Here is a 26,099-nt window from a genome sequence, read left to right as displayed (position 1 = left end):
TAAGTTAAACTCTCAAAAAACCTTGTTATGAAAAAACTATTTTTATCTGTAATGCTTATTGCCGGTTTTACCTGCAGCGCATTTGCACAGAAGGCTAACGTTACCAAAGCAAAGCGTGACGCCACAGCCGATACTCCGGACTTTAAATCAGCAGTAGCTGCTATCGAAGCTGCTTTGGCTGATCCTACAACAAAAGATCTTGCAGAAACATGGTACACTGCCGGTTATGTTTACAACGAAATGAACTCTAAAGAGTACAAGAAAGAATTGTTGAAACAGCCGTTTGATCAGGAGATTGCAGGTTCCAGCATTGTGAAAGCATTTAGCTATTTCCAGAAAGCATATGACTTTGATCAAAAGCCGAACGAAAAAGGTAAAGTTAAACCTCAGTTCTCAAAAGATATCAAATCCTTTTTGCAAACATATTATACTGATGGTCAGTTGATTCGTTACGGGAGTAATTTGTTTGATAAGAAAGATTTTGCCGGTGTGGTAAAAGCTTTTGATACATACCTTGCAATCCCTGATTTTCCTGCTTTCAAAGCAAATGAACTGAAGAAAGATTCTACCTACAAGATGGTGAAATATTACGCTGCGATTGCGTCTATCAATGCCGGTGACACTTTAGGTTCTATCAAACGTCTGGAAAGCCTGATGAGTGATAATTATGAAACAAAGAATGTTTATGAACTTCTTTATCAACAATATTTTGCAAAGAAAGATACAGTAAAATATATGACGATTTTGAAAGAAGGTTTTGATAAATATCCTGCTGAACCTTTCTTCCTGCAAAATCTTATCAATAATTTTATCTACTCAGGTAAAAACAAAGAAGCTTTGGAGTATCTGAACCAGGCTATTGCTAAAGAACCTAACGTAGCTCAGTATCACTTTGTAAGTGGTCGTTTGAAAGAAGAAAGCAAGGACTACGAAGGAGCTAAAGCTGCTTTTGAAAAAGCTATCCAGTTGAAACCGGACTATGCAGAAGCAGAAAATGCTATTGCACGTATGTATTACAATAAAGCTGCTGCTATTTTGCAGGAATCTAATGATATTAAAGATATGGTAGTGGTAAAGAAAAAACAGGACGAAGCTCAAGGTTTGTTCAAAGAATCATTGCCGTATTTCAAAAAAGCCTATGAAATGAATCCTAAAGATGCAGAATTGAAAGGCGATTTGAAACGTATTTACTATCGTTTGCAAATGAACGCTGAATATGAAGCATTGAACAAAGAATAACAACAATTACTTTTTCAACTAGAAGGCCGTCTCTTAGGAGATGGCCTTTTTTCATTCTCCGCTTTGTTTACTATCTTTGCAAGAATAAACACAAGGAATGGTAAAAGAAACACTACTGGGGAAAACCCTGGAACAATTGAAAGAGGTAGCTTCTGTTAATGGCATGCCCGCTTTTACTTCGAAGCAAATGGCCGATTGGTTGTATGTGAAGAAGGTGACGGATATTCAGCAAATGACAAATTTGTCTGTGGCAAAGCGTGATGCGCTTTCTCTTAAATACGAAGTTGGGAGAAAAGAACCTGCTGAAGTGTCAATTTCTCAGGATGGTACAAAAAAGTATCTTTTTGAGACGTCAAACGGTAATTTTATAGAGAGTGTTTTTATTCCGGATGATGACCGGGCAACTTTGTGTGTTTCTTCACAGGTTGGTTGTAAAATGAATTGTCTCTTTTGTCAAACGGGAAAGCAAGGTTTTTCGGGCAATCTTACTGCCAATGAAATTGTGAATCAGATATTCTCTATTCCGGAGAGCGATCAATTGACCAATCTCGTTTTTATGGGAATGGGAGAACCCTTTGATAATACGTTGGAGGTGTTGAAAGCCCTTGAAATACTGACTGCGCCCTGGGGATATGCATGGAGCCCCCGCCGGATTACGGTTTCAACCATTGGCCTGATTCCCGGAATGAAGCAGTTTTTGGAACATTCGCAGTGTCATCTGGCCATTAGTTTACATTCGCCTTTTGACAAGGAACGACTCGAATTGATGCCGGCTCAGAAAGCCTATCCAATTGAAAAGGTGCTGGAGATAGTCAAAAAATATGATTTCAGGCATCAGCGCCGTGTTTCTTTTGAATATATTGTCTTTGACCATCTGAATGATTCAATGCGTCATGCGCGTGAATTGGTTCGTATCCTGAAGGGAATTCCTTGTAGGGTAAACCTGATACGTTTTCATGCTATCCCAAATGTGGACTTAAAAGGTGCTGATAATGAACGGATGGTGTTCTTGCGTGATTATTTGACTGAAAATGGTATTACTACAACGATACGTCGATCCAGGGGAGAAGATATTCTTGCTGCATGTGGAATGTTATCCAGCAGTAAACAGTCTCCGGAAAATGAGATTTAAGGCATTGCCGATTTTTTGAACTTGAAACTTTGAACTGATATACAATGGAAGAAAAAAAGATGATTATCGGGATAACACATGGCGATATTAATGGTATCGGCTATGAAGTTATTCTTAAGACCTTACTTGAAAACCATGTTTTCGAATTTTGTACACCGGTAATTTATGGTTCGCCGAAAGTAGCGTCCTATTACCGTAAAACGTTAAATATTGAACACCTTGGTCTGACGACTATCAACGATGTAAAAGATGCCGTAGGACGTAAAGTGTATATCATAAATTGTTGTTCGGAAGATATAAAAGTGGAACTTGGGCGTTCAACAGAAATGGCAGGTCAGGCCGCATTTGCTGCTTTGGAAGCAGCTACACGCGACTTGGCAGCCGGAAAAATTGATGCTATTGTCACTGCTCCCATCAATAAAAGTAACATACAATCGGCTCAATTCTCTTTTCCGGGACATACTGAATACCTCGAAAAAACATTTATCAATCAGGGTAAAGCTCTGATGTTGCTTGTTAGTGAGATTGCTCGTGTGGCTGTTGTGACAGGACATATTCCTATTTCAAAAGTGCCGGCTGCAATAACACAGGATCTGATCATCGAAAAGCTCCGGGTGTTGAATCAAAGCCTGAAAGAAGATTTTGGCATTACACGTCCCCGTATCGCTGTTTTGGGACTTAATCCCCATTCGGGCGATAATGGCGTAATTGGAACAGAAGAACAGGATGTGATAATACCGGCTCTGAAAAGATGTGCTGATAGAGGTATAGTGTGTGTGGGTCCTCTTTCTGCCGATGGATTGTATGGCTCGGGGGCATTCAGGAACTACGATGCAGTTCTTGCTATGTATCACGATCAGGGACTTGCTCCTTTCAAAACCCTTGCAATGGAAAACGGAGTGAATTTTACAGCGGGTCTGCCTGTTATTCGCACATCGCCGGCGCATGGCACTGCTTACGAAATTGCAGGGCAAAATATTGCTTCTGAATCGTCTTTCCGTCATGCTTTATTCCTTGCGTATGATGTTTGTAAAAACCGGAAGAACTATCAGGAAGCATTTGCTAATCCGCTGAAAAAGCAGGATGTAGAGCAAAATGGCTACTCTGAATGATAGTATTTAAAAATTTCAGATGCCTGCTGGAATGTTAATTTTAAAGGGTTGATTCTGAAATAACTACTTGTTTTTGCAATACAAAATATAGAAAAAAGGCGTCTCTTGTTTGGCAAACTGGCAAAAATTTGTACCTTTGCAGCGGGTAAGTCCTATACGACCAGCTCCCTTTGAATCCCCCAGGGCTTGATCGCAGCAAGGGTATTTGGTTGTAGCGGTGCGATGTAGTTAGCTTACCCACCTGCCTCTTTAGCTCAGTTGGCCAGAGCACGTGATTTGTAATCTCGGGGTCGTTGGTTCGAATCCGACAAGAGGCTCAAATTGATAAAAAGCCGTTCGTAATGAACGGCTTTTTTTGTGATAAAGTAGCTAAATAGCAAGGATGAAATGATATTTGCTTTCTGAAGATCAATTTTATCAGAAATTAGGCTGATTATCTGTATTCTTTGAGCATTGTTCTTTGCTCTGCAAATAATAAAAAAGTATCTTTGCATCATTAAATAAAAACCATTTGTAAGGTTCAAAAAACATGATTAATATCACATTTCCCGACGGTTCGGTTCGCCAGTTTGAAAAAGGCATTACCGGACAACAATTAGCTGAAAGTATCAGCTCTCGTTTGGCTCAAGAGGTGTTGGCCATTAGTGTAAACGAACAAATTTGGGATCTCACCCGTCCTATTGAAGCGGATGCTTCTATTAAATTGCATAAGTGGGATGATGAAGAGGGTAAACACGCTTTCTGGCACTCTTCAGCTCACTTGATGGCAGAAGCTTTGCAGGCTCTTTATCCGGGCATTAAGTTCGGAATAGGTCCGGCTATCGAAAACGGTTTCTACTATGATGTCGATCCGGGTGAAACAGTTATTAAAGAAAATGATCTTCCTGCTATTGAGGCAAAAATGATTGAATTGGCAGCTAAAAAAGAGGCTATCGTTCGTAAAGATATCTCTAAAGGTGATGCCCTTCAACTTTTCAATGACAAAGGAGACGAGTATAAAACAGAACTTATCAGCGACCTAGCTGATGGTACTATCACGTTGTATTCTCAGGGTGATTTTACCGATTTGTGCCGTGGTCCGCACTTGCCAAATACCGGCGAAATTAAAGCTATTAAGTTGCTGAGTGTTGCAGGTGCATACTGGCGTGGAGACGAAAAACGTAAACAGTTGACTCGTATCTACGGTATTACTTTCCCGAAAAAGAAAATGCTGGATGAATATCTGGTTCTTTTGGAAGAAGCTAAAAAACGCGATCACCGTAAAATCGGTAAGGAACTGGAATTATTCATGTTCTCAGAAACAGTAGGAAAAGGGTTGCCTCTTTGGTTACCACGCGGTACAGCTTTGCGTCTTCGTCTGGAAGACTTCCTGAAACAAATCCAACGTCGTTTCGATTACCAACAGGTTATTACTCCGCATATTGGAAACAAACAGCTGTATGTTACTTCTGGTCACTACGCAAAATATGGAAAAGATTCATTCCAACCCATACATACTCCGGAAGAAGGAGAAGAGTATCTGTTGAAGCCGATGAACTGCCCTCACCACTGTGAAGTTTACAAGTTCAAACCGCGTTCTTATAAAGATCTTCCTTTGCGTTTTGCTGAATTCGGTACCGTATATCGCTACGAGCAAAGTGGTGAATTGCATGGTCTTACCCGTGTACGGAGTTTTACTCAGGATGATGCTCACCTTTTCTGCCGTCCCGATCAGTTGAAAGACGAATTTTTGAAAGTAATGGATATTATTTTTATCATTTTCAATGCTTTGGATTTCAAAAACTTTGAGGCTCAGATATCTTTGCGCGATCCGAACAACAGAGAAAAATATATTGGTTCGGACGAAAATTGGGACAAAGCGGAACGTGCTATTATTGAGGCTTGCGAAGAAAAAGGGTTGAAGGCTAAAGTGGAACTTGGTGAAGCTGCGTTCTATGGCCCAAAACTTGACTTTATGGTGAAAGATGCTATCGGTCGTCGTTGGCAGTTAGGAACCATTCAGGTGGATTACAACCTGCCTGAACGTTTTGAACTGGAATATACCGGCGAAGATAACCAAAAGCATCGTCCTGTGATGATACACCGTGCACCGTTCGGCTCAATGGAACGTTTTGTTGCAGTATTAATAGAACATACAGCTGGTAAATTCCCATTGTGGTTGACTCCTGATCAGGTGGTAGTATTGCCAATCAGTGAAAAATTCAACGATTATGCCCGTAAAGTTGCTAAAGAACTCTTCTTGCAGGATGTTCGCGTGACGGTAGATGACCGTAATGAAAAAATAGGACGTAAAATCCGTGATAACGAGTTGAAACGTATCCCTTATTTATTAGTTGTTGGCGAAAAGGAAATGGAAACTGGAGTAGTTGCCGTTCGTAAGCAAGGCGAAGGTGATAAGGGAACAATGACGCCCGAAGAATTTGCAGCAATGATTAATACCGAAGTTGCTAAAATGATGAATGTATATTAATTTATACTGAAAGATAACTGAATAGGCGTCGCGACTCTAATAATTTGAGTTGCGACGCTTTTTTTGTTGTTTTTTGCTCATAATCAGTGGAATAAATTTATATATTTGTGGGAGTTTGTGCCGGTATAACTAAACTGCGTTTGTAAATGAAAAAATTATCCGGAGATACCTTTAAAATTATTGCACTCTTATGTATTGTGCTGGTAAGTAATGTTATAGCCAATTCTCAAACAGAGATGGGGAAGTGGTGTGCTTACTTTGCGTATAATGCGACCAATCAACTGGCATTGACTCCACAAAAAGTTTTTGCCATTAGTTCCGGTGCCCTCTTTTCTGTTAATAAAGCAGATCAAAGTATTGAAGAGTATTCCAAAATTACAGGTCTTAGCGATAATGGGATCAATGCGATAGCGTATGATAAATCGCATAACCAACTTCTGATTGTTTATTCGGATGCCAATATTGATCTGTATTCCGAATATGGCATTGCCAATATTCCCGAATTCCATGATAAACTGACTTCTATCGATAAAACACTGAATAGCATATCTTTCAATGGGGATTATGCATATCTTTCGTGTAAATTTGGAATTTTGGTAGTCAATTTAGTGAAAAAGGAGATTGCAGATAATTATGTCATAGGTTCAAATGGAAGTAATGTCTCTGTGTTGGCCACTGCTGTATTTGGCGGCAAGATCTATGCACTCACAGCTTCCGGACTAATGCAGGCCAATGCTGTCGATCATAATCTTGCAAATTATCAGGCCTGGAGTAATGTATCAACAATTCCTACGGGTACCAACAATAATCTGATAGCGTTTTCAAATGCATTATGGTTGCTGCAAAACGGGGTTGTATACAAGTCCGTAGATGGGGCTGTCTGGGACGCTGTAGGTTCTTTTTCCGGTATTGCTCGAATGCAGACAGAGGGTACAAAGCTTTATTTTATTTCGGATGCGACATCAACTATTTACGTGTACGATGAGAATCTTACTTTATCCACACTGGAAAATCTTGCCCCTCAAATGATTACGTATGATCCGACCTTAAAAAAATATTGGTATGTAAATGGAGATTCGGACGGTATTGTGGAAGCGGATGCGGCAGGCGTGGCTGCTAATAAATTCAAACCGGCCGGGCCTTTTGATAATAATGCATGGAAAATGACATTTGCGGGAGATAAATTGTTTGTTGTCCCTGGTGGTGGATGGGCATCACAATATAAGCATCCGGCATCAGTAATGATGTTCGAAAATAACGAATGGAGCTATATTTCAGGAACTTCGATTGCGGCTCAAACAAATGTGCCGACCTTGCCGGTGTATGATTTTATTTCGATAGCAGTAGATCCAAAAGACAATACCCATTTCTTTACATCTTCCTACGGAATGGGATTGTATGAATTCAAGGATAATAAGTTTTATAAATGGTACAATAGTAAGAACAATGGTATAGAATCAATTTTCCCGGGACAAAGCCTGGAATTGTATTATCAGCGTTTGGACGGCCTTGCTTTTGATAAAGCCGGGAATCTTTGGTTTACTAATTCTCTTGTGAGCAATAGCATTAAATATCTGACACCAGCGGGGATCGTAAAATCATATCCGTTTGAGCTTATTTCGAACAAAACAAATGTGCAGGGAATATTGGTTGATAACCTGAATTCAAACCGGAAATGGGGTAATATTGCCCGAATCAACCAGGGCGTTTTTGTTTTCGACGATAATGGCACGTTGGATGATACTTCAGATGATAAGAAAGCATTTTATACCTCTTTCTTTGATCAGGATGGCAACGCTTTTGCTTCGGATTACTACAGGTGTCTTGTACAGGATAAAAACAATAAGATATGGATTGGAACAGGCAAGGGGCCCATTGTGATTTCCAATCCTGATAAAGCTTTTTCTCCCAATTTTACTATTTCCCGCATTAAGATTCCAAGGAATGACGGGACAAATAATGCCGATTATCTGCTGGGTACAGAGCAGGTAACTTCTATTGTAGTTGATGGTGCAAACCGCAAATGGATTGGAACTGTGACGTCGGGTCTTTATTTAGTTTCGGAAGATGGAACGGCGACTATTGCTCATTTTACGGCTGCCAATAGTCCGCTTTTGTCTGATAATATAATTTCGTTAGAATTAAATCAAGCAACCGGAGAATTGTTTATAGGCACAGATCAGGGATTGATATCATATCAGACGGACGCCAATAAAGGTAGTTCTGTATTTGATACGATGTATGCATATCCGAATCCTGTAAGAGAAACGTATGAAGGTTTGATTACGATTACCGGATTGATTACCGGATCTGTTGTTAAAATAACAGATGTTGCGGGTAATCTTGTTTATGAGACTACTTCGAATGGAGGAATAGCTACCTGGAACGGAAAACGTGCAGGTGGTAAACGAGTAAGTACAGGTGTATACCTTGTTTTGGCAGTCTCTCCGGATGGAAGTCAGTCGGGGATGACGAAAATATTGGTTATTCAATAAAATAGACCCGGTAAAATAACAAGGGAGGACTTGATAATTTAGCTTCAAGTCCTCCCTTGTTATTTCTATTGTACGCTTATTCTTGACGGTATTGCCTTGTTTTGCTGTGTTTACGGCTGTATGTGAAATAGATGATAAATCCTATCGCCATCCATCCGAACAAACGATACCAGGTGTCTTTTGGTAAGGATGCCATTTGAACAAAACAAACTAATGCGCCCAAAATTGGAATGACAGGTACCCATGGAGTTTTGAATGCGCGGGGGGCATCCGGTTCTGTTTTGCGCAGTATGATAATCCCGATACATACAATTACAAAAGCAAGGAGCGTGCCTATTGAGACCAGTTCTCCTAACAACCCAATAGGAAAAAGTCCTGCAAAAAAAGCGGCAAAACAGCCTGTGACAATAGTTGTTATATAAGGAGTTTTGAATTTGGGGTGAACTTTGGCAAAGCTTTTCCACAGTAACCCGTCGCTTGCCATCGAGAAGAATACTCTTGATTGCCCCAGCAGCAAGACCAAAACAACCGAACTCAAACCTGCAATAGCACCGATTTTGATGATTGGACGAAGCCATGCAAGACCTTGTCCTGCCGTATCTATCGCAAGAGCAATAGGAGCCGGTACATTTAAATCTTTGTAGTTGACAATCCCGGTCAATGTGAGGCTGACGGCGATGTAGAGAATGGTACACACTATGAGAGACGCTAAAATGCCGATAGGCATATCTCGTTTCGGGTTGATTGCTTCCTGTGATGTGGTCGATACGGCATCGAAGCCGATATAAGCGAAAAAAACCACTCCGGCTCCGGTTAAAATACCAGACCATCCAAATTCGCCCGGACCTGTGCTTGCAGGAATAAACGGAGTCCAGTTGTGCGTGTCTATATATGCTATGCCAAATCCGATAAAGAGCAGAATGACAATTACCTTGATCATTACAATGATGTTGTTGAACTTTGCCGATTCTTTGATGCCTATAACCAATAGGGTGGTCATTAATGCTACAATGAACACGGCAGGAAAGTTTATGATAGCTCCGGTGGTGTGCCATCCTTCTGCATCAAAAACAAACGGGCTTTGGCATATCGCACTGGGAAGATGAAGTCCTACATCGGCTAAAAGACTGCTTACATAGCCGGACCAGCCAACTGCAACTGTTGCGGAGCCGAAAAGATATTCTAAAATCAAATCCCATCCGATAATCCAGGCGATAAATTCACCCATGGTGGCATAACCATAGGTATATGCACTGCCGGAAACGGGAATCATTGAAGCAAATTCGGCATAACACAAACCAGCCAAAAGACATCCGAAAGCTGAGATGATGAATGATAAGGCAATAGCAGGTCCTGCGTGTAATGCAGCTGCTGTACCGGTAAGCACAAATATTCCGGCTCCAATCACGCAGCCAATTCCCAATAATGTGAGATTGACAGGACCCAGATGACGACGAAGCTCATTGTGTTTACTGTCAGCTTGTTCGTCAAGCTGTGCTAACGTCTTTTTAATGAAGAGATCTTTTATCATAATAATATTGTTATCGGGAGTAAAAGCTACACTTTGCTAATAAAATTGGTGTTGAAATGAATAATTCGATACAAATTACTTGCAAAAATAACCATTTTAATTCATTATATTGATGCTTGCGGTTATCTTTTTTGTCTTGAACAAAAATGGGATGTACTGATGTTATACCCTGTTTTAGGCAAATTGAAAACGATGAATGCTCGTCGTATTTATATGGTAAATCCCAAAAAAGTGATACCTTTGCATGTATACGAAGCCATTACGGGTATAGTTAAGGCAAATGTTTGATAATCATTTTCTTGTTTTTTAGTCTCGAAAATTTTTATCTGATTTTTCTTTGAAATACCCTTGTTTTTGACTCGTTTATTTATCTTCAATTTTAACCCGGATAAGGTCATTGGCAAAATGCCTGAACTTATCAAGTTTATACTCAAATTATTGACTCATGAGAGATTTTAACGCGTTGTTTAAAGAATATACCTGCAACTTGAACGATGATCAGGTAAAAGAATCAGTATCGAAATTGTTGTCAGAAAAAGCTACAGCAAATGCTACAACAGAAGTGTATAAGACTTGCTTTAATCTGATAGATCTGACATCACTCAATACCTCAGATAGTACTTCTTCTATAGAAGCCTTTGTGGATAAAGTAAATGCGTTTCCCGGCGAATTTCCGGATATGCCTTCTGTGGCTGCAATTTGCGTTTACCCATCGTTTGCAAAGACCGTCAAAGAAAGGTTGAAATTCCCATTGGGTATAGCGGCTGTTTCGGCTGGTTTCCCTTCTTCTCAGACTTTCCTTGAAGTCAAGATTGCAGAAACTGCTATGGCTGTGAGCGATGGCGCTTCTGAAATTGACGTGGTGATTTCGGTTGGTAAATTTCTGGAAGGCAATTATGAAGAATTGTACGAAGAACTGGATGAACTGAAAGCAACTTGTCGTGATGCTCACTTAAAAGTTATTCTGGAAACGGGAGCTTTGGTGTCTGCCGAAAATATTAAGAAAGCATCGTTAATTGCAATGGCAGCCGGAGCTGACTTTATCAAAACGTCGACAGGTAAGATGTCTCCTGCGGCTACCTTGGAAGCTGCTTACGTAATGTGCGGAGCTATTAAAGAATTCTATAATAAGACAGGACAGAAGGTAGGTTTCAAACCGGCAGGAGGTATTTCCACGACTGAAGATGCTGTGAAATACTATACCATTGTAAAAGAGGTTCTTGGTGATGAATGGCTGAATAATAAACTGTTCCGTTTTGGCGCTAGCCGTCTTGCCAACAATTTGCTGTCGGATATTTACGGTAAAACAGTTTCGTATTTCTAAATATAAAACTCTGATGATCAAAAAGACTGTAAGCTTGTTGTTGTTATGTGCTTCCATCTCATTGGTATCTGCTCAAAAAAATAATTCATTACCATTTTTTATTGGAACATATACGGGCGAGGGGAGCGAAGGAGTATATCGTTGCTGGTTGGATACTGTCTCCGGAAGACTATCCACTCCGGAAATAGCGGCACGTGTTGACAACCCGAGTTATTTAGCAGTTTCTGCCGACAACCGATTCTTGTGGACGGTTGGAGAAAAGGATAAAACCTATTGTTTATCGGCTTTCTCAATAGATAAATCAATGTTGCTGAACTTCATTAACAGCCAAAGTGGCGAAGGAAGTTATAGCTGTTATATCGCCGAACTTGAAGCCGGAAAATGGCTTGGTGCTGCAAGCTATGGAAGTGGATTGGTGACATTTTATCCATTGAATAATGACGGTAGCATTGGAGCATTGGCAACCGTTGATAAACATTGGGGCAAAGTGATCCGTGCACACTGCATTCTGCCTGATCCCAAAGGAAAATATATCTATTCGGCAGATTTAGGGCTTGATAAGGTGTTGGTCTATTCTATTGAGGAAGGCAAACTGATGCCGTTTGCAGAAGTAAATCTTCCCAAAGGAATGGGGCCGCGTCACATAGATTTTGATGCTTCCGGCAAATGGATGGCGGTGGCTAATGAATTAGCAAATAAAGTGACAATTATAAAGAGGGATTCCGCACAAGTTTTCACTAATGTAGTGTCTCATACCACTATGTTACCTTCCGGCTTCACCATGAAAACTTCAGCTGCGGATATTCATTTTTCTCCGGATGGCCGTTTCTTGTACGCTTCTAATCGCGGACACAACAGTATTGTGATTTATGCTTTTGATAACGCTTCAGGAACATTAAAGACTCTTGGGTGGGCAACTCAGGGCATAAATCGACCACGTAATTTTGTCATTGATCCAACCGGCAAGTTTTTACTCGTAGCCAATCAGGATGGCAATGATATTGTTGTTTTCAAAAGAAATAACCAAACGGGTATGTTATCTCCGGTAAATGAAAAAGTATCGGTTTCCCATCCTGTGTGCATGAAATTTATAAACATAAAACATTGATTTCTGAAAATAAGGCATTATGATTCAGTTGCATCAGATTACAAAGAGTTTTGGTTCCCTGCAAGTATTAAAAGGGGTTGACCTGCATGTCAGTAAAGGCGAAATTGTTTCGATTGTAGGGCCAAGTGGAGCAGGAAAAACTACGTTGTTGCAGATTGTAGGAACGCTCGATCGGCCTGATGACGGATCCGTTGTAATTGATGGAACGGATGTCTTTTCGTTGAAACAAAGGGAATTGTCTCTTTTTCGAAATCAACATATAGGCTTCGTTTTTCAGTTTCATCAGCTTTTGCCTGAGTTTTCAGCATTGGAAAATGTAATGCTTCCAGCGCTGATTGCCAAAAAGAACTTCCGGAAAACTGAGAATGAGGCAAAAGAACTTCTCGATTTCCTAGGATTGAACGATCGGCTTACTCATAAGCCAAATGAGCTTTCCGGAGGTGAAAAACAGCGCGTTGCCGTAGCCAGAGCGCTGATGAACCATCCGTCGGTAATTCTGGCCGATGAACCATCGGGAAGCTTGGATTCAAAGAACAGAGAAGAGCTGCATCGTCTCTTTTTTGACGTCCGCAATCAGTTCAACCTCACTATTGTCATTGTGACTCACGACAAAGAACTATCCGCACTTTCAGACCGTATTATTACAATGAAAGACGGTCTGGTTCACGATTCCTGATATGCGGGTACTAGTAACTGGAGCAACCGGTTTTCTGGGTGGCAATCTGTTGCGCATGTTGTGCGACGATGGCCATTGTGTTCGCTATTTGAGCCGACAGGGAAGAGTAGCACGGGCTGCTTTAGATTATCCACAGGCAGAGTGCTTTGAAGGTGATCTGAATGATGCATTATCGCTTGAGAGGGCTTGTAAAGATGTCGATTGGATATTTCATGCAGCCGCAATTGTTTCTTCACTTGAAAAAGACCGGTGCCAAATGGAGCTGGTGAACGTGGAGGGAACCAAATCTTTGTTTAAAGCCGCATGTAAAGCGGGGGTGCAGCGTTTTGTCCATATCAGTTCGGTAGATACAATTGGGATTGAAGGGAAAAGTGCAATTGCGAACGAGATTAGTTTGCATGATTTTGCAACTCTTCGCAACCCATATCCGGATACAAAATTAGCAGCAGAAAAATTTTTACTTCAAAATAAAAGTGCTCATATACAGATTGTTATAGTGAATCCCGGCTTTATGATCGGGGCATACGATACTCATGGGACGTCGTCGCGAATAGTGCACGAGGTATTAAAAAACAAAGGTCTATTCGCGCCGTCGGGAGGTAACAGCTTTGTTGATGTGAAAGATGTGTGTCGGGGGGCAATTTTGGCGGCCGAAAAGGGACGTAGCGGAGAACGCTATATTTTGGCTGGTCATAATCTTACGTATCGGGCGTTTTTCAACAAGGTGGCGGTTCTGTGTCATCGTCCAAAACCACTGGCAGTGCTGCCAGCATTTATAACATTGTCGGCTGCATCCGCCCTGGAAAAGCTGGCGTTGATACGGGGTAAAAAGCCCATAGTAACTAAGAATGATGCTGTTTTTAGTTTGTTACCACACTATTATAGCTCGCAAAAAGCAGAACAGGAATTAGGCTATGTGATTCATCCTATCGAACCTGCAATTGCTGACGCTATCACGTGGTTCAGCACCGCAAAAAAATAAAAATAATCTTACTTCTTTTGGGGTAATCCAGATACTTTTCAACAATCGCAAACCTTCTTTTGAACGATGCTTAATTTTTTTTATCTTTGCATAATGCTAAAAAAACTATTTGATGTAATTGGTTGATTAAATGGATGTTTGGCTATAATTGAACAAATGAAAAAAATCGCATTTATTATAAATCCCAAGTCGGGTACAGGTAGGAAAACAAAGTATCCGGATCTGATTCATAAGTATTTTTCAGAAGCTCTTTTTGAAGTGGACATACATTTCACCGAATATGCCAATGATGGTTTTTTGAGGGCAAAAGAATATGTTGCTGAAGGATATGACGCCGTTGTTGCTATTGGAGGTGATGGTACGGTAAATGAAATCGCACGTGCAGTGATGAATTCCAATACAGCATTAGGAATCGTTCCCTGCGGTTCAGGTAACGGGTTGGCTTTACACCTGAAATTGCCTTTGCAGGCGTCTGCCGCATTGAGGAGAATCAGTAAAATGCGTGTGAATAACATTGATGCAGGGTTGCTCAATAATCAACCATTCTTTTGTACTGCCGGCATCGGCTATGACGCTTATATTGCCAATCGTTTTGCAGAAGCTGGAAAACGTGGTCCTGTGGTGTACATGGGTGAAGTAATTTTTCAATATTTCGACTATAAATCACAGACTTATAAGCTTACTTTTGACAATAATCCTCCCATTGAGAGAACCGCTTTTTTGGTGACTTTTGCAAATGCATCGCAATGGGGTAATAATGCCTCGATTGCCCCGAAAGCATCAGTAACAGACGGCTTTATGGACGTTGTGGTGATGTCGGAATTTCCTATATATGTTGCGCCAAAAATCAGTTTGCGATTATTTACCAAGCAGCTGGATAAAACCCGGTATGTAGAGGTTTTTAAGTGCAAAAAGCTGTTGGTTGAACGTCCAAAAGAAGATTATGTGCACTATGATGGAGAACCGGGCATGATGGGAGAACATCTGGAGGTGGAAATTGTACCGAAAGTATTAAAAGTTTTGGTTTAAGTGTTTGGCAATTAAAGTGTAAGGATAAAATACAGATAAACATAATGGACATCAACGAAGAGAATATCAACGAGGATATGGAGCTGGATGGAAAGGATGATGCAGTAGAAGAAGTTTCTGAACAATCAAAGCATTCCGATTATCATATCCCCGACGTACATAATGAACAGGTGAAGCATCATCTGTCGGGAATGTATCAAAACTGGTTTCTCGACTATGCTTCGTACGTAATTCTTGAGCGTGCAGTACCTCATATTTATGATGGATTAAAACCTGTGCAACGCCGTATTCTTCACTCTATGAAGCGGATAGATGACGGTCGTTATAATAAGGTGGCTAACATTGTAGGTCATACCATGCAATTTCACCCTCACGGTGATGCTTCTATCGGTGATGCTTTGGTACAGTTGGGGCAGAAAGACCTACTCGTTGATTGTCAGGGTAACTGGGGGAATATTCTTACCGGCGACGGTGCTGCAGCTCCCCGTTACATTGAAGCCCGCTTATCAAAATTTGCCCTCGACGTTGTATTTAATCCCAAGACAACCCAATGGAAACTTTCTTATGACGGTCGTAATAAGGAACCTATCGCTCTGCCTGTAAAATTCCCATTACTACTGGCTCAGGGCGTTGAAGGTATCGCCGTGGGTTTGAATTCCAAAATTTTACCACACAATTTTAATGAACTGCTCGATGCTTCAGTTGCATACCTGAAAAATGAGCCGTTTACATTATATCCTGATTTTCAGACCGGAGGCTATGTGGACGTGTCACGCTACAACGACGGAGAGCGTGGTGGTGCGATAAAAGTACGGGCGAAAATCAGTAAACTTGATAATAAGACTCTTGTTATCAATGAAATTCCTTTTGGAACAAATACCAGCAAACTGATAGAGTCAATATTGAAGGCCAATGACAAAGGGAAGATCAAGGTTCGTAAGGTAGATGACAATACAGCTCAACATGTGGAGATTGTGATTCACTTACAGGCCGGAGTTTCGTCGGATAAAACCATTGATGCGCTTTATGCGTTTACGGATTGTGAAAAGAGTATTTCTCCCAACTGTTGCGTGATCGAAGACAACAAACCGCGATTTATTACCGTGAGTGAATTGCTGCGGACAAGCGCGGATCATACATTGTCATTGCTTCAACTGGAATTGCAGATACAACGTGCTGAATTACTAGAGGCACTTCATTTTGCCTCTCTGGAAAAAATATTCATTGAACAACGCATATATAAGGATAAAGAATTTGAAGACAGTAAGTCGATAGATGAAGCTATTGCTCATATTGACAAAAGGATAGAGCCATTCAAAGAGTTGTTTTTGCGCGAGGTGACACGTGACGATATGTTGCGTTTGTTCGAGATTAAAACTAGGCGCTTCCTTAAATTCAGTTCTGAAAAGGCGGAAGAAGAGATTGCTGCAATAAAGAAACAAGTTGAAGAAATTGACTTTCATTTGGCGCATATCGTTGACTTTACAATTGACTGGTTTGTCCGGTTAAAAGAAAAATATGGTGCTAAATACCCTCGTTGCAGTGAAATCAGAAGCTTTGAAACAATTGAAGCCGCTAAAGTAGTAGAAGCCAACGAAAAACTGTATGTGAACTATGAGGAGGGCTTTATCGGAACAAGTCTGAAAAAGGATGAGTTTGTAAGTAATTGTTCTGATATTGACGATGTTATTATCTTCTTTAAAGATGGAAAATATAAGGTGGTGAAAGTGGCAGACAAACTGTTTGTTGGTAAAAATATTCTTCATCTGGCTATCTTTAAGAGAAATGATACACGTACCATTTACAATGCAGTTTATCGTGACGGTAGAACAGGTGCATTTTACATGAAGCGCTTTGCCGTTACCGGTACTACCAGGGATAAAGAGTATGATCTGACGCAGGGAAAACCTAATTCAAAAGTGGTGTATTTCAGTGTGAATCCCAATGGCGAAGCAGAAGTAATACGTATTGCACTGAAACCGAAACCTCGGTTGAAAAACCTTTTGTTTGAAAAAGACTTTAGCGATATTGCTATAAAAGGGCGTCAGTCTATGGGTAATATCCTGACCAAGAATGATATTCTGAGGATTACCCTGAAGCATAAAGGAGGTTCAACGCTGGGAGGCCGTAATGTTTGGTTTGATAGGGATGTTTTGCGCCTCAATTACGACAACAGAGGTGAATTCCTTGGCGAGTTTCAAAGCGATGATCAGATTTTGGTGATTACCAAGACAGGAGATTATTATACGACAAATTTTGACCTGACAAATCACTATGATGCTGATACAAAGATTATTGAAAAGTATGATGCTGATAAAATATGGTCGGTTGCTTTGTTTGATGCAGAGCAAAATTTCCCTTACCTGAAGCGCTTTACCCTTGAGCCGTCTCAAAAGAGAGTGAATTTTCTGGGAGATAACCCGGCTTCCACCATGTTGCATATCTCCAGTGAAGTTTATCCCCGGTTCGAGATTATATTCGGAGGTAAAGACGCTGAAAGAGACCCTATCACTCTTGATGTGGACGAATTTATCGGCATCAAAAGTTGTAAAGCCAAAGGAAAACGCATTTGTACCTGGGAAATTGCATCCGTTAATGAGTTGGAGCCGACCCGTTATCCCGAACCGGTTGAGACCGACGAAAGTGAATGGGAAGAAAATGGTACCGAAGATATAGGTTCACAAGATGCGATGGCAGATGAAAGTGAAGAACCCCAAGCATCGCCTGCTCGTTTAATGCAGGCAGAATCAGTATTGCCGGAAAATGCTGCGGGAAACGATGATGAAGAACCTCCTTTAATAGACGAAGTGACAGGGCAGACAGCATTATTTTAAGGGTGCTCCTATTAACAAATAAAATTCATGCTCATGCAAAAACGTACTAAAATAATTGGGGTAATTTTATTTATCTTGTTGTTTATAAATGTGATACTTCTTTGGGCTCTTTTGCCTTCCGGTCCTCGTGATATTGAGAAGATACAAAAAAGTGGGGAAATACGCATTGCAGTTCGGATGAATCAGATTGATTGCATGATGCGAGGCGACACCATGGCCGGCTTTCAGTATGAATTGGCCAAAATGTTTGTTGATAGTTGTTTGAAGGTTAAAATTAAGTGGGTACGTGTGCCGGATGTTGCTGAAGCCATTCTATTGATGGAAAAAGGGAAAGTGGATTTGATCGCGCAGAATATTCCGAGGACAACGGATGTGTTGCAACATATCTCGATTTCTACGCCCATTTTATTGTCTAAATCGGTACTGGTGCAGCGAAAATCCTCGGGAGATGAAGATACTATTTATGTAAAGAACCAGTTGGATTTGGGTAAAAAACAACTTTGTATTGTACGTGGTTCTTCTTATGCACAGCGAATACAACATTTGGCAGAAGAAATTAGTGACACTATTTACGTGAGTGAGCTTAAAGTGCATGACGCAGAGGAACTTATTCTTCTGATTGCCAAAGGTAGTATTCGCTATGGAGTTTGTGATGAAAAGATTGCAAATTACTTTGTGAAACGCTTCCCGGGTATTGATACGAATGTTGAAATCGGGTTCCCTCAGTTGCAAGGGTGGGGTCTTAACAAACGAACGCCGGAATTGACTAAATCGGCAAACCGTTGGTTAGAGCATTTCACAAAGTCGGATAAATTTAATGTTTTGTATGCAAAATATTACAATTAACGACTTGCTTTTACCTTTTCAATAGCTGTTTTGCACGCAGATACGGCCCACTCAAATTGTTGATCGGGGGTAAGGTCGCTATTGTCAAGTACCACCGAATCTTCAGCCTGACGTAAAGGGCTTTCCGTTCGATTTGAGTCTCTTTCGTCCCGTTCTATTACATTGGCAAGCACATCATCATAATCAACATCCAGGCCTTTGTTTAATAGCTCTTTATAACGTCTTTCTGCTCTTATTTCCGGTTTCGCGGTAACGAATATTTTTAATTCTGCATCGGGGAATACTACAGTACCAATATCGCGGCCATCCATCACAACTCCTTTGTTTTTGCCCATTTGCTGTTGTAAATATACCATTGTTTGGCGCACGAATTTTATGGTGCTGACTTTACTTGCAGCACTTGCGGCTTCTAAAGAACGGATCTCATTTTCTACATTAACGTTATTCATGTAGGTGTCTGCACCTCCCATAGAATTGGGTCTAAACTCAATTATAAGTGTTTTTATGCTCGATTTTAGGGCTGGTTCATCTACTACACCATCTTTTATTAGTCCGTTTTGTAGGCAATAAAGTGCGACAGCTCTGTACATCGCTCCGCTATCAATGTAAGTATAACCGATTTTCTTTGCTAACCCTTTGGCAATGGTACTTTTACCGCACGAAGAATGTCCGTCGATGGCAATGTTTATTTTTATGTTATCAGACATATTATTTGTGTTTGTGATCGTTATAAACCGAATTGATTGAGTGAAGTGGTAAGTGAAAAATTATAAGATAAAGCTCCGATTTGATATTGAGCAACGCTAAAACCAGCTTGAAATTTCGATATTTTCATGCCAAATCCACCAGCAAAGCCCGACATTGATCGAACATTATTGATGGACATCTCTGCCGCTCTGCGAAAATTATAGGAGACTGTAAGATAAAAATTGTTAGATGGCAGGAAATCAACGCCTAATATCAAATGCCTTAAAAGCATACCAGTAAAGTTGCTTTTTGCATTTTCAACAGCATAGAGCGATGTGTTCAGTTTTGAATAAGAAAGATCCCATTTTTCAAGATTGGTGGCTGTTATTGAGACTCTTAAAGGTGCATGTGCAAAACGTTTTGAGGCTCCCATCATAATCTCGAAAGGTAAACGTTCTGTGTGTTGCGCACCATCCGAAGAATAATAGCTTTTCAATTCAGTACCTATGTTTTTAATGACAAGACCTCCACTCCAAAGACTTTCTTCATTATTGTAATTAATTCCGATGTCAGTGGCAATGCCAAAGCTGGAATAGCTTTCGTATGACGAGTATATAGGTTTCACAATAGCCCCCAAAGTCCACTTTTCAGTTAGTTTTTGGGCATACATCAAATTGAGTGCGTAATCACTTGCGGAAAAAGTGCCAAGTTGCATATTCTCTTCTGTGACCTCCTGAAACTGTCCGTAATTTACAAATTGTATTCCGGCAGCAATATAGCTGTTGTCATTCAAAGCAATGCCGTAAATTGCAGATCCAATGTGGATTCCAGCTGGATAGGCTGTATAGTTTAATCCAATGCATTTGTCAGTTTCTTGCGTTAGTAATGCCGGGTTGGAAAAGCTTAAGTTGATATCGTTATCCCTGATGGATACATTACTTCCACCCATGGCTGCAAGTCGGGAAGAAGCCGGTAAATTCAGAAATGAATATACAACCCCGCCAGCTTGTGCATATGTCATCAATGCCAAACAAAACATTGTAAAAGAAGATAATATGCGGGTTAAGCTGGTCATAACTTTAGTGAGACTGTGTCCTGAAATGGCAGTCTAAATTTCCACGTTTTCGCCAAGAAAGCTTTGGTTAAATTCTTCCCGTAATAATTGTTTTATCTCTTCCAAAGAATAAGGTGATCCAAGTTCTTTTTGGATGGATGTCACGCCTTTGTCAACAAAACCACAGGGATTGATGTATGAGAAATAGTTCAGATCAGTGTTTACATTCAACGCAAATCCGTGCATGGTTACAAAATGACTGCTTCTTACACCAATAGCACAAATTTTACGACATTTATCCGGGTAAGCCGTATCTAGCCACACTCCTGTTGCGCCTTCAAGTCTTTCAGATTGTATTCCAATTCGCTTCAAAGTAGAAATGACAGCTTCTTCCATGTTGAAGATGTACTGTTTAAGGCCCATATCAAAATTTGTAAGATCAAAGATAGGATACCCCACTATTTGTCCGGGGCCATGATAGGTAATGTCTCCTCCCCGGTTAGTCTCAACATATTGAGCATGCACGGAACGTAGTTGTAAGTTGCCAATCAATAGGTTGTTGGCTGATCCGTTTTTGCCGAGCGTGAAAACATGAGGGTGTTCGCACAAGATAAGGTAATTCGAAGTCGTTGCATTTTGTAGCTTCTGTTGAATAGTCTGCTGAAACAGTGCTTCTTGTTTTTGCCAGGCTTTGTTGTATTCAATTATATTCCAGTCAAGTGGCGTTATGGTGTTGTTCATTTTGATATTATTTTTCGAATTCAACCTGCTCTATTTTCTTCATCAGGCGCATTATTTTGGCCTGTCGCTTCAATAAATATGGAGAAGGGTGTGCCGGATCGAATTTACGTGGATTAGGCAATGAAACAGCTATTAATACAGCCTGAGAGCGCTTTAATTCTGAGGCATGACAATGGAAATAATTCTCAGCAGCCGCTTCGACCCCATAAATACCGTCCCCGGTCTCAATTACATTCAAATATACTTCCATAATTCGCTCTTTAGACCATATGGCCTCAATTAACAGCGTAAAGTAGGCTTCAAACGCTTTGCGAACGTAGGTTCTATCTGGAAAGAGGAATACATTTTTGGCTGTTTGCTGAGAAATAGTGCTGCCGCCTCTGATTTTTTTGCCTTTAGCATTGTGTTTGAGAGCGTTTTCAATAGCTTTTTCGTCGAAGCCGAAGTGTTCCATAAAGAGATTATCTTCTGAAGCGACAACAGCCTGTATCATATTATGCGATATTTTATCGATTGGAACCCATTTTTTATCCATCTTAACAGGTTTGCCATCAAATATTTGTTCAACACTTCGGATGACCATCAAAGGGGTGATGGCAACAGGTACAAAACGCAATATTACAACAGACACAATGCTGAGCAAAAAGCCCGCCAGCAGAGCGATGCCGATGTAGCGAAGAATCTTTTTTATCATGGTTACATATTCAGTTTGAGCTCTACAAAGATAATTATTTTCGTTTATTTGACCGAGCTGAGTCAATTCGTGAATGCGGTATGTTTTAACTATCTTTGTAGCCATTTTATATTAGGTCAAAATGAAATTTATCAGTGAGAGTATTTTAAAATACAAAGGATGGAAGTTGGTGAATGATATTGATTTACCTGCAAAATGTGTTATTTGTATTGCTCCACATACCAGTAATTGGGATTTTTTCTGGGGTAATATTTTTCGTCATGTATTGCATTTGAGAGCACATTTCCTGATGAAGAAAGAGTGGTTTGCTTTTCCGTTGGGAAATATAATGAGAACTCTGGGTGGAATTGCGGTAGATCGTTCGCAGAATATGTCCTTGACAGATTCTTTAGCCGAAATATTCAGCCAACATGATATCTTCCGATTGGTTATTACTCCGGAAGGTACCAGACAATTGAACACGGAATGGAAAAAAGGCTTTTATTTTATAGCATTAAAAGCACAAGTGCCAATAGTGTTGGCATTTATAGACTATAATAAAAAGGAAATGGGTTTTGGTAAACTGTTTATTCCTACAGGTGATGTAGATAGTGATATGATGGAGATAATGTCATTTTACAAAGATAAACAGGGTAAATTCCCAGAGAGATTTCATGTATAATTAGTTGTAAAATTAAAATAGCAAAAAGTGAATATATCTTCTGCTGATTTTGTGATAAGTAACGTCGATGTAAGTAAATGTCCGGATACTAAACTCCCGGAATACGCTTTTATAGGCCGTTCTAATGTTGGTAAATCATCGCTTATAAACACGCTTACTAACAGGAAAAGTTTGGCTATGACATCCAGCAAGCCCGGTAAAACGCTTTTGATTAACCATTTTATAATCAACAGCGAATGGCACCTTGTTGATTTGCCGGGATACGGGTTCGCGCAGGCTGGAAAGGGGCAAAGAGACAAGCTGCGCAAGATGATCGAGAGTTATATCTTATTACGTCAACAGCTCACTAATCTGTTTGTTTTGATTGACTGCCGTCATGAGGCTCAACAAATCGATTTGGAATTTATCAACTGGTTGGGTGAGAGTGGGGTGCCTTTTTCTATTGTGTTTACAAAAGCAGATAAACTATCAGGTAGCAAATTGAATGAAAATATAAGCGCTTATAAAACGAAGTTACAGGAAGTATGGGATGAGTTACCTCCGGTATTTATCACGTCGTCATCTAACGGCAAAGGACGTGAAGAGTTACTCGATTATATTGACAGTATTAATAAAGATCTACGAAACAAATAGTTATTGCGCAAATGGCGTTCGGTTTAAAATCGAGCGCCCTAGCGTAATTTCGTCTGCATATTCCAGCTCATTCCCTATAGAAACTCCTCTCGCTAAAGTCGATATTACCACATTACATTCGCTTAATTTTCTGTATATGTAATAGTTGGTTGTGTCTCCTTCCATTGTTGGGCTTAGGGCCAGAATAATTTCTTTTACTGGTTCTGACTTAACTCTGCTAATCAAGCTCTCTATTTCTAAATCTCCGGGGCCTATTCCATCCATAGGCGAGATGATGCCTCCAAGAACATGATACAATCCTTTGTATTGTTGAGTGTTCTCTACCGACATTACATCTTTTATGTTTTCAACAACACAAATAGTCTGACTATCACGGGTTTCATCGCCGCATATCAGGCATACTTCCGAATCAGAGATATTGTGGCACATCTTACAATACAATATCTCATTCTTAAGCCGGATAAGTACATTACCGAAATTCTCCACATCTTCCTTATCCTGACGGAGAAGATGCAGTACCAAACGGAGTGCTGTTTTTCTTCCAACACCGGGCAATTTTGCAAATTCATTTACGGCATCTTCTAATATCGAAGAAGGATAATGTAGTATATTCATGCTGTATATTGTTAATTTTTAGAAGATTGCAGACCGTAAGCAATTTCTGTGATGATCCCTTTTTTTACATATATTGGCCGCGAAGCTTTACGGATAGCCGGGCGATAATAGCCGAAAACTACAGCCGTAAGAAAGACTAAGATTCCACAAATCAGATAGATAGTAGAAAGTCCGGCTCTTTCTGCTGCGTATCCTTGTAACAAACATCCAATGGGTGTAAACCCGAGAAATGCCATGGTATAGTAACTCATTACCCTGCCTCGTTTGTCTTCATCTGTAAGACTTTGAATCAATGTGTTACAAGATGCCAAACATGCGATATAGGAAAAGCCGATGAAAAAGCAAATAATCAAAGAGAGCCAAACTGTATGTGTTAATGAAAACGCAATTAATGAAATGCCCTGAATCCCGCAGGCAAACATGACAATTTTAGCTAAACCTAAAACGCTTTTTCTTGCAGCAAGGTATAGCGTTGAAATAAGAGATCCGATCCCTGTAGCCGCGATAAAATATCCATACAAATCACTTTGTCCGTGTAACTCTGATTTTACGAATGCTGGCAGCATCATAGGAAAAGGGAAGGAGAGTAAAGCTAATACGACAATGAAAATCAATATGCTACGTATAGGAAGGAAGCCAATGCTGTAATTAAATCCCTCTTTTAATTCATTCCAGATATTTCCGTCAGCAACAGAAGTCTGGCGATGTTTGGTCTGAATATGCATGAGGGCAATTATCACACCAATAAAACTGATCCCGTTAATCAGGAAGCAGATTCCTTCTCCCACCAAAGCAATAAGAATTCCCCCAATAGTTGGCCCAATAAGCTTAGTACAGTTGAATGTTGCAGAATTGAGTGCGATAGCATTCCCCAGAACTTTTGCGGGCACCAGTTTGGTATAAAAAGCTTGTCGAACCGGAGCATCTAATGAATTTATCAGGCCAAGAAAAACGCTAAGTATGAGGATGTGAATAATTCTGACGTTGTTTGTCAATACTAAAGCGGCCATTATAAGAGCCTGAATCATTGATAATACTTGCGTTAGTATCAGTAGCTTTTTCCTGTCAAAACGGTCGTTGACTACTCCCATCAGAGGAGACACAAACAGGCTTGGTATTTGAGTTAAGAATGCAACCGTTCCTAAAAGCATAATTGAACCGGTTAAACGATACACGAGCCAGCTCATAGCGACCTGTTGCATTGAGGTCCCTATCAGAGAAATGATCTGTCCGTTAAAGTATAGCCTGTAATTTCTATATTGAAGAGATTCAAATATAGAAGTAAGTGCAGTCTTGTTATTCGGAACCAGTTCAATTAGCCACTCTTTAATGTGTTGTAAACGTGTAACTAATAACATTGAATGATTAGGAATAGAAATTAAAAAAGCCGTCATTTTACTGACGGCTTCGTTTCTTATTTTATTGCAACATTCTTTTTGAGAACCTTGTACCGCTCAGCATAATCATTTCCCTTTTTCGATCCCAACGATTGCCATACAGCAGTAATCTTGCTGATCCTGTCGGGTGATGAAGGGTGAGTGCTTAAAATAGCTGGGGTATTATTGCTCTTCCCTTCAGCTTCCATTTTTTTGAAGAACCCTGCAACGCCCAGTGGATTATAATCAGTTGCTGTCAAAACTCTTACAGCAAAAGCATCAGCTTCAGATTCATCACTTCTGCTGAAGGCTAAACCTCCAATGCTACCCGCAATTTGAGCTGTTGTTGTTGCTAATTGACTTGCATTCTTTCCTAAAATCATGCTCGTTAATGTAGCCACTCCATACTGTTTAGTCATTTGGCGGGTAGAATGTCGTCCGGAAACGTGCCCAATCTCATGAGCCATTACTCCGGCCAGTTCAGCTTCATTATCCAAATATTGGATTAATCCCCTGTATACATACATCTTTCCTCCGGGACAAGCAAAAGCATTAAGCACGTCGGCATCAATTAATTTAACGCTCCATTCAAAGTCCTTTGCATGCTCAACCTGCCCCGATTGAAGAATTGTATTCATAATCTGGCGTACCTGAGCATAGGCTTTTGCGTATTTAGTTTCATCCATCAAAGGATATTCCTTGGTATCTGTTTGAATTTGCTCAAACATTTGATTCCCAAGTTTTTTGTCGTCATCTATTGTATACAGGTTTACCTGATTCAATGTTGAACATGACAAGAAAGAAAATAACGCAAGGATTGATAAAAATTTCACTTTTGCTCTCATCTTTCAAAAGTTTGT

Annotated in this window: 22 protein-coding genes and 1 tRNA gene; 15 read left to right on the top strand and 8 right to left on the bottom strand. The window is 40.3% G+C overall.

What is annotated here, in order from left to right; genetic code table 11:
• The first annotated feature begins 27 nt into the window (after window positions 1-27).
• The 6 genes from PJIAN_RS12430 to porZ all read left to right on the top strand — a co-directional run bounded on the left by PJIAN_RS12430 (window position 28) and on the right by porZ (window position 8,448).
• Window positions 28-1,239 (top strand): tetratricopeptide repeat protein, encoded by a 1,212-nt coding sequence (locus tag PJIAN_RS12430; RefSeq protein ID WP_153802564.1) that lies wholly within the window; start codon window positions 28-30, stop codon window positions 1,237-1,239.
• A 97-nt stretch (window positions 1,240-1,336) separates the two neighbouring features.
• Window positions 1,337-2,371 (top strand): dual-specificity RNA methyltransferase RlmN, encoded by a 1,035-nt coding sequence (rlmN, locus tag PJIAN_RS12425; RefSeq protein WP_068705520.1) that lies wholly within the window; start codon window positions 1,337-1,339, stop codon window positions 2,369-2,371.
• A gap of 44 nt (window positions 2,372-2,415) precedes the next feature.
• Complete coding sequence (gene pdxA, locus PJIAN_RS12420; RefSeq protein ID WP_068705518.1) at window positions 2,416-3,483, top strand: 4-hydroxythreonine-4-phosphate dehydrogenase PdxA; 1,068 nt, start codon at window positions 2,416-2,418, stop codon at window positions 3,481-3,483.
• A gap of 243 nt (window positions 3,484-3,726) precedes the next feature.
• Window positions 3,727-3,800: transfer RNA gene (locus PJIAN_RS12415), tRNA-Thr, on the top strand.
• A 212-nt stretch (window positions 3,801-4,012) separates the two neighbouring features.
• Window positions 4,013-5,953 carry a threonine--tRNA ligase gene (thrS, locus tag PJIAN_RS12410; protein ID WP_068705516.1) on the top strand — a complete coding sequence of 647 codons (1,941 nt, stop codon included), beginning with the start codon at window positions 4,013-4,015 and terminating at the stop codon, window positions 5,951-5,953.
• Window positions 5,954-6,099: 146 nt separating this feature from the next.
• Complete coding sequence (gene porZ / locus PJIAN_RS12405) at window positions 6,100-8,448, top strand: type IX secretion system anionic LPS delivery protein PorZ (protein ID WP_068705514.1); 2,349 nt, start codon at window positions 6,100-6,102, stop codon at window positions 8,446-8,448.
• A 76-nt stretch (window positions 8,449-8,524) separates the two neighbouring features.
• On the opposite strand, the gene PJIAN_RS12400 is transcribed toward porZ, so the two are convergent.
• Entirely contained in the window at window positions 8,525-9,979 is a 1,455-nt protein-coding gene (locus tag PJIAN_RS12400; protein WP_068705511.1) for an amino acid permease, read from the bottom strand.
• A 445-nt stretch (window positions 9,980-10,424) separates the two neighbouring features.
• Here PJIAN_RS12400 and deoC point away from each other — a divergent pair, with 445 nt between their 5' ends.
• The 7 genes from deoC to PJIAN_RS12360 all read left to right on the top strand — a co-directional run bounded on the left by deoC (window position 10,425) and on the right by PJIAN_RS12360 (window position 18,778).
• Window positions 10,425-11,303 carry a deoxyribose-phosphate aldolase gene (deoC, locus tag PJIAN_RS12390; RefSeq protein WP_068705507.1) on the top strand — a complete coding sequence of 293 codons (879 nt, stop codon included), beginning with the start codon at window positions 10,425-10,427 and terminating at the stop codon, window positions 11,301-11,303.
• A 13-nt stretch (window positions 11,304-11,316) separates the two neighbouring features.
• Entirely contained in the window at window positions 11,317-12,411 is a 1,095-nt protein-coding gene (locus tag PJIAN_RS12385; protein ID WP_068705506.1) for a lactonase family protein, read from the top strand.
• 19 nt (window positions 12,412-12,430) lie between these two features.
• Window positions 12,431-13,087 (top strand): ABC transporter ATP-binding protein, encoded by a 657-nt coding sequence (locus PJIAN_RS12380; protein WP_068705504.1) that lies wholly within the window; start codon window positions 12,431-12,433, stop codon window positions 13,085-13,087.
• Between the two features lies 1 nt (window position 13,088).
• A complete protein-coding gene (locus PJIAN_RS12375; RefSeq protein WP_068705502.1) occupies window positions 13,089-14,069 on the top strand; it encodes an NAD-dependent epimerase/dehydratase family protein in 981 nt (326 codons plus the stop codon).
• Between the two features lie 156 nt (window positions 14,070-14,225).
• Entirely contained in the window at window positions 14,226-15,098 is an 873-nt protein-coding gene (locus PJIAN_RS12370) for a diacylglycerol/lipid kinase family protein (RefSeq protein ID WP_068705500.1), read from the top strand.
• A gap of 77 nt (window positions 15,099-15,175) precedes the next feature.
• Entirely contained in the window at window positions 15,176-17,932 is a 2,757-nt protein-coding gene (locus PJIAN_RS12365; protein WP_236714417.1) for a DNA gyrase/topoisomerase IV subunit A, read from the top strand.
• A gap of 33 nt (window positions 17,933-17,965) precedes the next feature.
• Window positions 17,966-18,778, top strand: a complete 813-nt coding sequence (locus PJIAN_RS12360) for a transporter substrate-binding domain-containing protein (RefSeq protein WP_172795613.1) — start codon at window positions 17,966-17,968, stop codon at window positions 18,776-18,778.
• On the opposite strand, the gene cmk is transcribed toward PJIAN_RS12360, so the two are convergent.
• From cmk to mtgA, 4 genes are read right to left on the bottom strand one after another with little or no spacing between them, the layout of a single operon-like run.
• Window positions 18,775-19,485 carry a (d)CMP kinase gene (cmk, locus tag PJIAN_RS12355; protein WP_068705494.1) on the bottom strand — a complete coding sequence of 237 codons (711 nt, stop codon included), beginning with the start codon at window positions 19,483-19,485 and terminating at the stop codon, window positions 18,775-18,777. The two genes, PJIAN_RS12360 and cmk, sit on opposite strands and share 4 nt — an antisense overlap.
• Window positions 19,486-19,505: 20 nt before the next feature.
• Window positions 19,506-20,540, bottom strand: a complete 1,035-nt coding sequence (gene porQ / locus PJIAN_RS12350) for a type IX secretion system protein PorQ (RefSeq protein WP_153802563.1) — start codon at window positions 20,538-20,540, stop codon at window positions 19,506-19,508.
• A 33-nt stretch (window positions 20,541-20,573) separates the two neighbouring features.
• Window positions 20,574-21,260: a lipoyl(octanoyl) transferase LipB gene (lipB, locus tag PJIAN_RS12345; protein ID WP_068705490.1), complete on the bottom strand. Its 687-nt coding sequence runs from the start codon at window positions 21,258-21,260 to the stop codon at window positions 20,574-20,576.
• Window positions 21,261-21,267: 7 nt separating this feature from the next.
• Window positions 21,268-21,954, bottom strand: a complete 687-nt coding sequence (gene mtgA, locus PJIAN_RS12340; RefSeq protein WP_068706453.1) for a monofunctional biosynthetic peptidoglycan transglycosylase — start codon at window positions 21,952-21,954, stop codon at window positions 21,268-21,270.
• A 121-nt stretch (window positions 21,955-22,075) separates the two neighbouring features.
• On the opposite strand from mtgA, the gene PJIAN_RS12335 reads away from it, so the two are divergent.
• Entirely contained in the window at window positions 22,076-22,615 is a 540-nt protein-coding gene (locus PJIAN_RS12335; protein WP_068705488.1) for a 1-acyl-sn-glycerol-3-phosphate acyltransferase, read from the top strand.
• A 27-nt stretch (window positions 22,616-22,642) separates the two neighbouring features.
• Complete coding sequence (yihA, locus tag PJIAN_RS12330; RefSeq protein WP_068705486.1) at window positions 22,643-23,248, top strand: ribosome biogenesis GTP-binding protein YihA/YsxC; 606 nt, start codon at window positions 22,643-22,645, stop codon at window positions 23,246-23,248.
• Here yihA and recR read toward each other — a convergent pair whose 3' ends face one another.
• From recR to PJIAN_RS12315, 3 genes are read right to left on the bottom strand one after another with little or no spacing between them, the layout of a single operon-like run.
• On the bottom strand, window positions 23,249-23,863 hold the full coding sequence (gene recR / locus PJIAN_RS12325) for a recombination mediator RecR (protein WP_068705484.1): 615 nt from the start codon (window positions 23,861-23,863) through the stop codon (window positions 23,249-23,251). It lies immediately after the preceding gene.
• Window positions 23,864-23,874: 11 nt separating this feature from the next.
• Window positions 23,875-25,221: an MFS transporter gene (locus tag PJIAN_RS12320; RefSeq protein WP_068705482.1), complete on the bottom strand. Its 1,347-nt coding sequence runs from the start codon at window positions 25,219-25,221 to the stop codon at window positions 23,875-23,877.
• Window positions 25,222-25,277: 56 nt separating this feature from the next.
• Complete coding sequence (locus tag PJIAN_RS12315; RefSeq protein WP_068705480.1) at window positions 25,278-26,084, bottom strand: M48 family metallopeptidase; 807 nt, start codon at window positions 26,082-26,084, stop codon at window positions 25,278-25,280.
• Window positions 26,085-26,099: the final 15 nt, after the last annotated feature.

Origin of the sequence: Paludibacter jiangxiensis (genome assembly GCF_001618385.1) — a bacterium.
Taxonomy (GTDB): Bacteria; Bacteroidota; Bacteroidia; order Bacteroidales; family Paludibacteraceae; genus Microbacter; species Microbacter jiangxiensis.
The sequence above is the reverse complement of the archived record's forward strand: the minus strand, read 5'-3'. Positions and strand labels throughout refer to the sequence as shown.

Coding starts and splice junctions, on each gene's coding strand:
- PJIAN_RS12430 (WP_153802564.1), top strand. CDS start 28: ATGAAAAAACTATTTTTATCTGTAATGCTTATTGCCGGTTTTACCTGC.
- rlmN (WP_068705520.1), top strand. CDS start 1,337: ATGGTAAAAGAAACACTACTGGGGAAAACCCTGGAACAATTGAAAGAG.
- pdxA (WP_068705518.1), top strand. CDS start 2,416: ATGGAAGAAAAAAAGATGATTATCGGGATAACACATGGCGATATTAAT.
- thrS (WP_068705516.1), top strand. CDS start 4,013: ATGATTAATATCACATTTCCCGACGGTTCGGTTCGCCAGTTTGAAAAA.
- porZ (WP_068705514.1), top strand. CDS start 6,100: ATGAAAAAATTATCCGGAGATACCTTTAAAATTATTGCACTCTTATGT.
- PJIAN_RS12400 (WP_068705511.1), bottom strand. CDS start 9,979: ATGATAAAAGATCTCTTCATTAAAAAGACGTTAGCACAGCTTGACGAA.
- deoC (WP_068705507.1), top strand. CDS start 10,425: ATGAGAGATTTTAACGCGTTGTTTAAAGAATATACCTGCAACTTGAAC.
- PJIAN_RS12385 (WP_068705506.1), top strand. CDS start 11,317: ATGATCAAAAAGACTGTAAGCTTGTTGTTGTTATGTGCTTCCATCTCA.
- PJIAN_RS12380 (WP_068705504.1), top strand. CDS start 12,431: ATGATTCAGTTGCATCAGATTACAAAGAGTTTTGGTTCCCTGCAAGTA.
- PJIAN_RS12375 (WP_068705502.1), top strand. CDS start 13,089: ATGCGGGTACTAGTAACTGGAGCAACCGGTTTTCTGGGTGGCAATCTG.
- PJIAN_RS12370 (WP_068705500.1), top strand. CDS start 14,226: ATGAAAAAAATCGCATTTATTATAAATCCCAAGTCGGGTACAGGTAGG.
- PJIAN_RS12365 (WP_236714417.1), top strand. CDS start 15,176: ATGGAGCTGGATGGAAAGGATGATGCAGTAGAAGAAGTTTCTGAACAA.
- PJIAN_RS12360 (WP_172795613.1), top strand. CDS start 17,966: ATGCAAAAACGTACTAAAATAATTGGGGTAATTTTATTTATCTTGTTG.
- cmk (WP_068705494.1), bottom strand. CDS start 19,485: ATGTCTGATAACATAAAAATAAACATTGCCATCGACGGACATTCTTCG.
- porQ (WP_153802563.1), bottom strand. CDS start 20,540: ATGACCAGCTTAACCCGCATATTATCTTCTTTTACAATGTTTTGTTTG.
- lipB (WP_068705490.1), bottom strand. CDS start 21,260: ATGAACAACACCATAACGCCACTTGACTGGAATATAATTGAATACAAC.
- mtgA (WP_068706453.1), bottom strand. CDS start 21,954: ATGATAAAAAAGATTCTTCGCTACATCGGCATCGCTCTGCTGGCGGGC.
- PJIAN_RS12335 (WP_068705488.1), top strand. CDS start 22,076: ATGAAATTTATCAGTGAGAGTATTTTAAAATACAAAGGATGGAAGTTG.
- recR (WP_068705484.1), bottom strand. CDS start 23,863: ATGAATATACTACATTATCCTTCTTCGATATTAGAAGATGCCGTAAAT.
- PJIAN_RS12320 (WP_068705482.1), bottom strand. CDS start 25,221: ATGTTATTAGTTACACGTTTACAACACATTAAAGAGTGGCTAATTGAA.
- PJIAN_RS12315 (WP_068705480.1), bottom strand. CDS start 26,084: ATGAGAGCAAAAGTGAAATTTTTATCAATCCTTGCGTTATTTTCTTTC.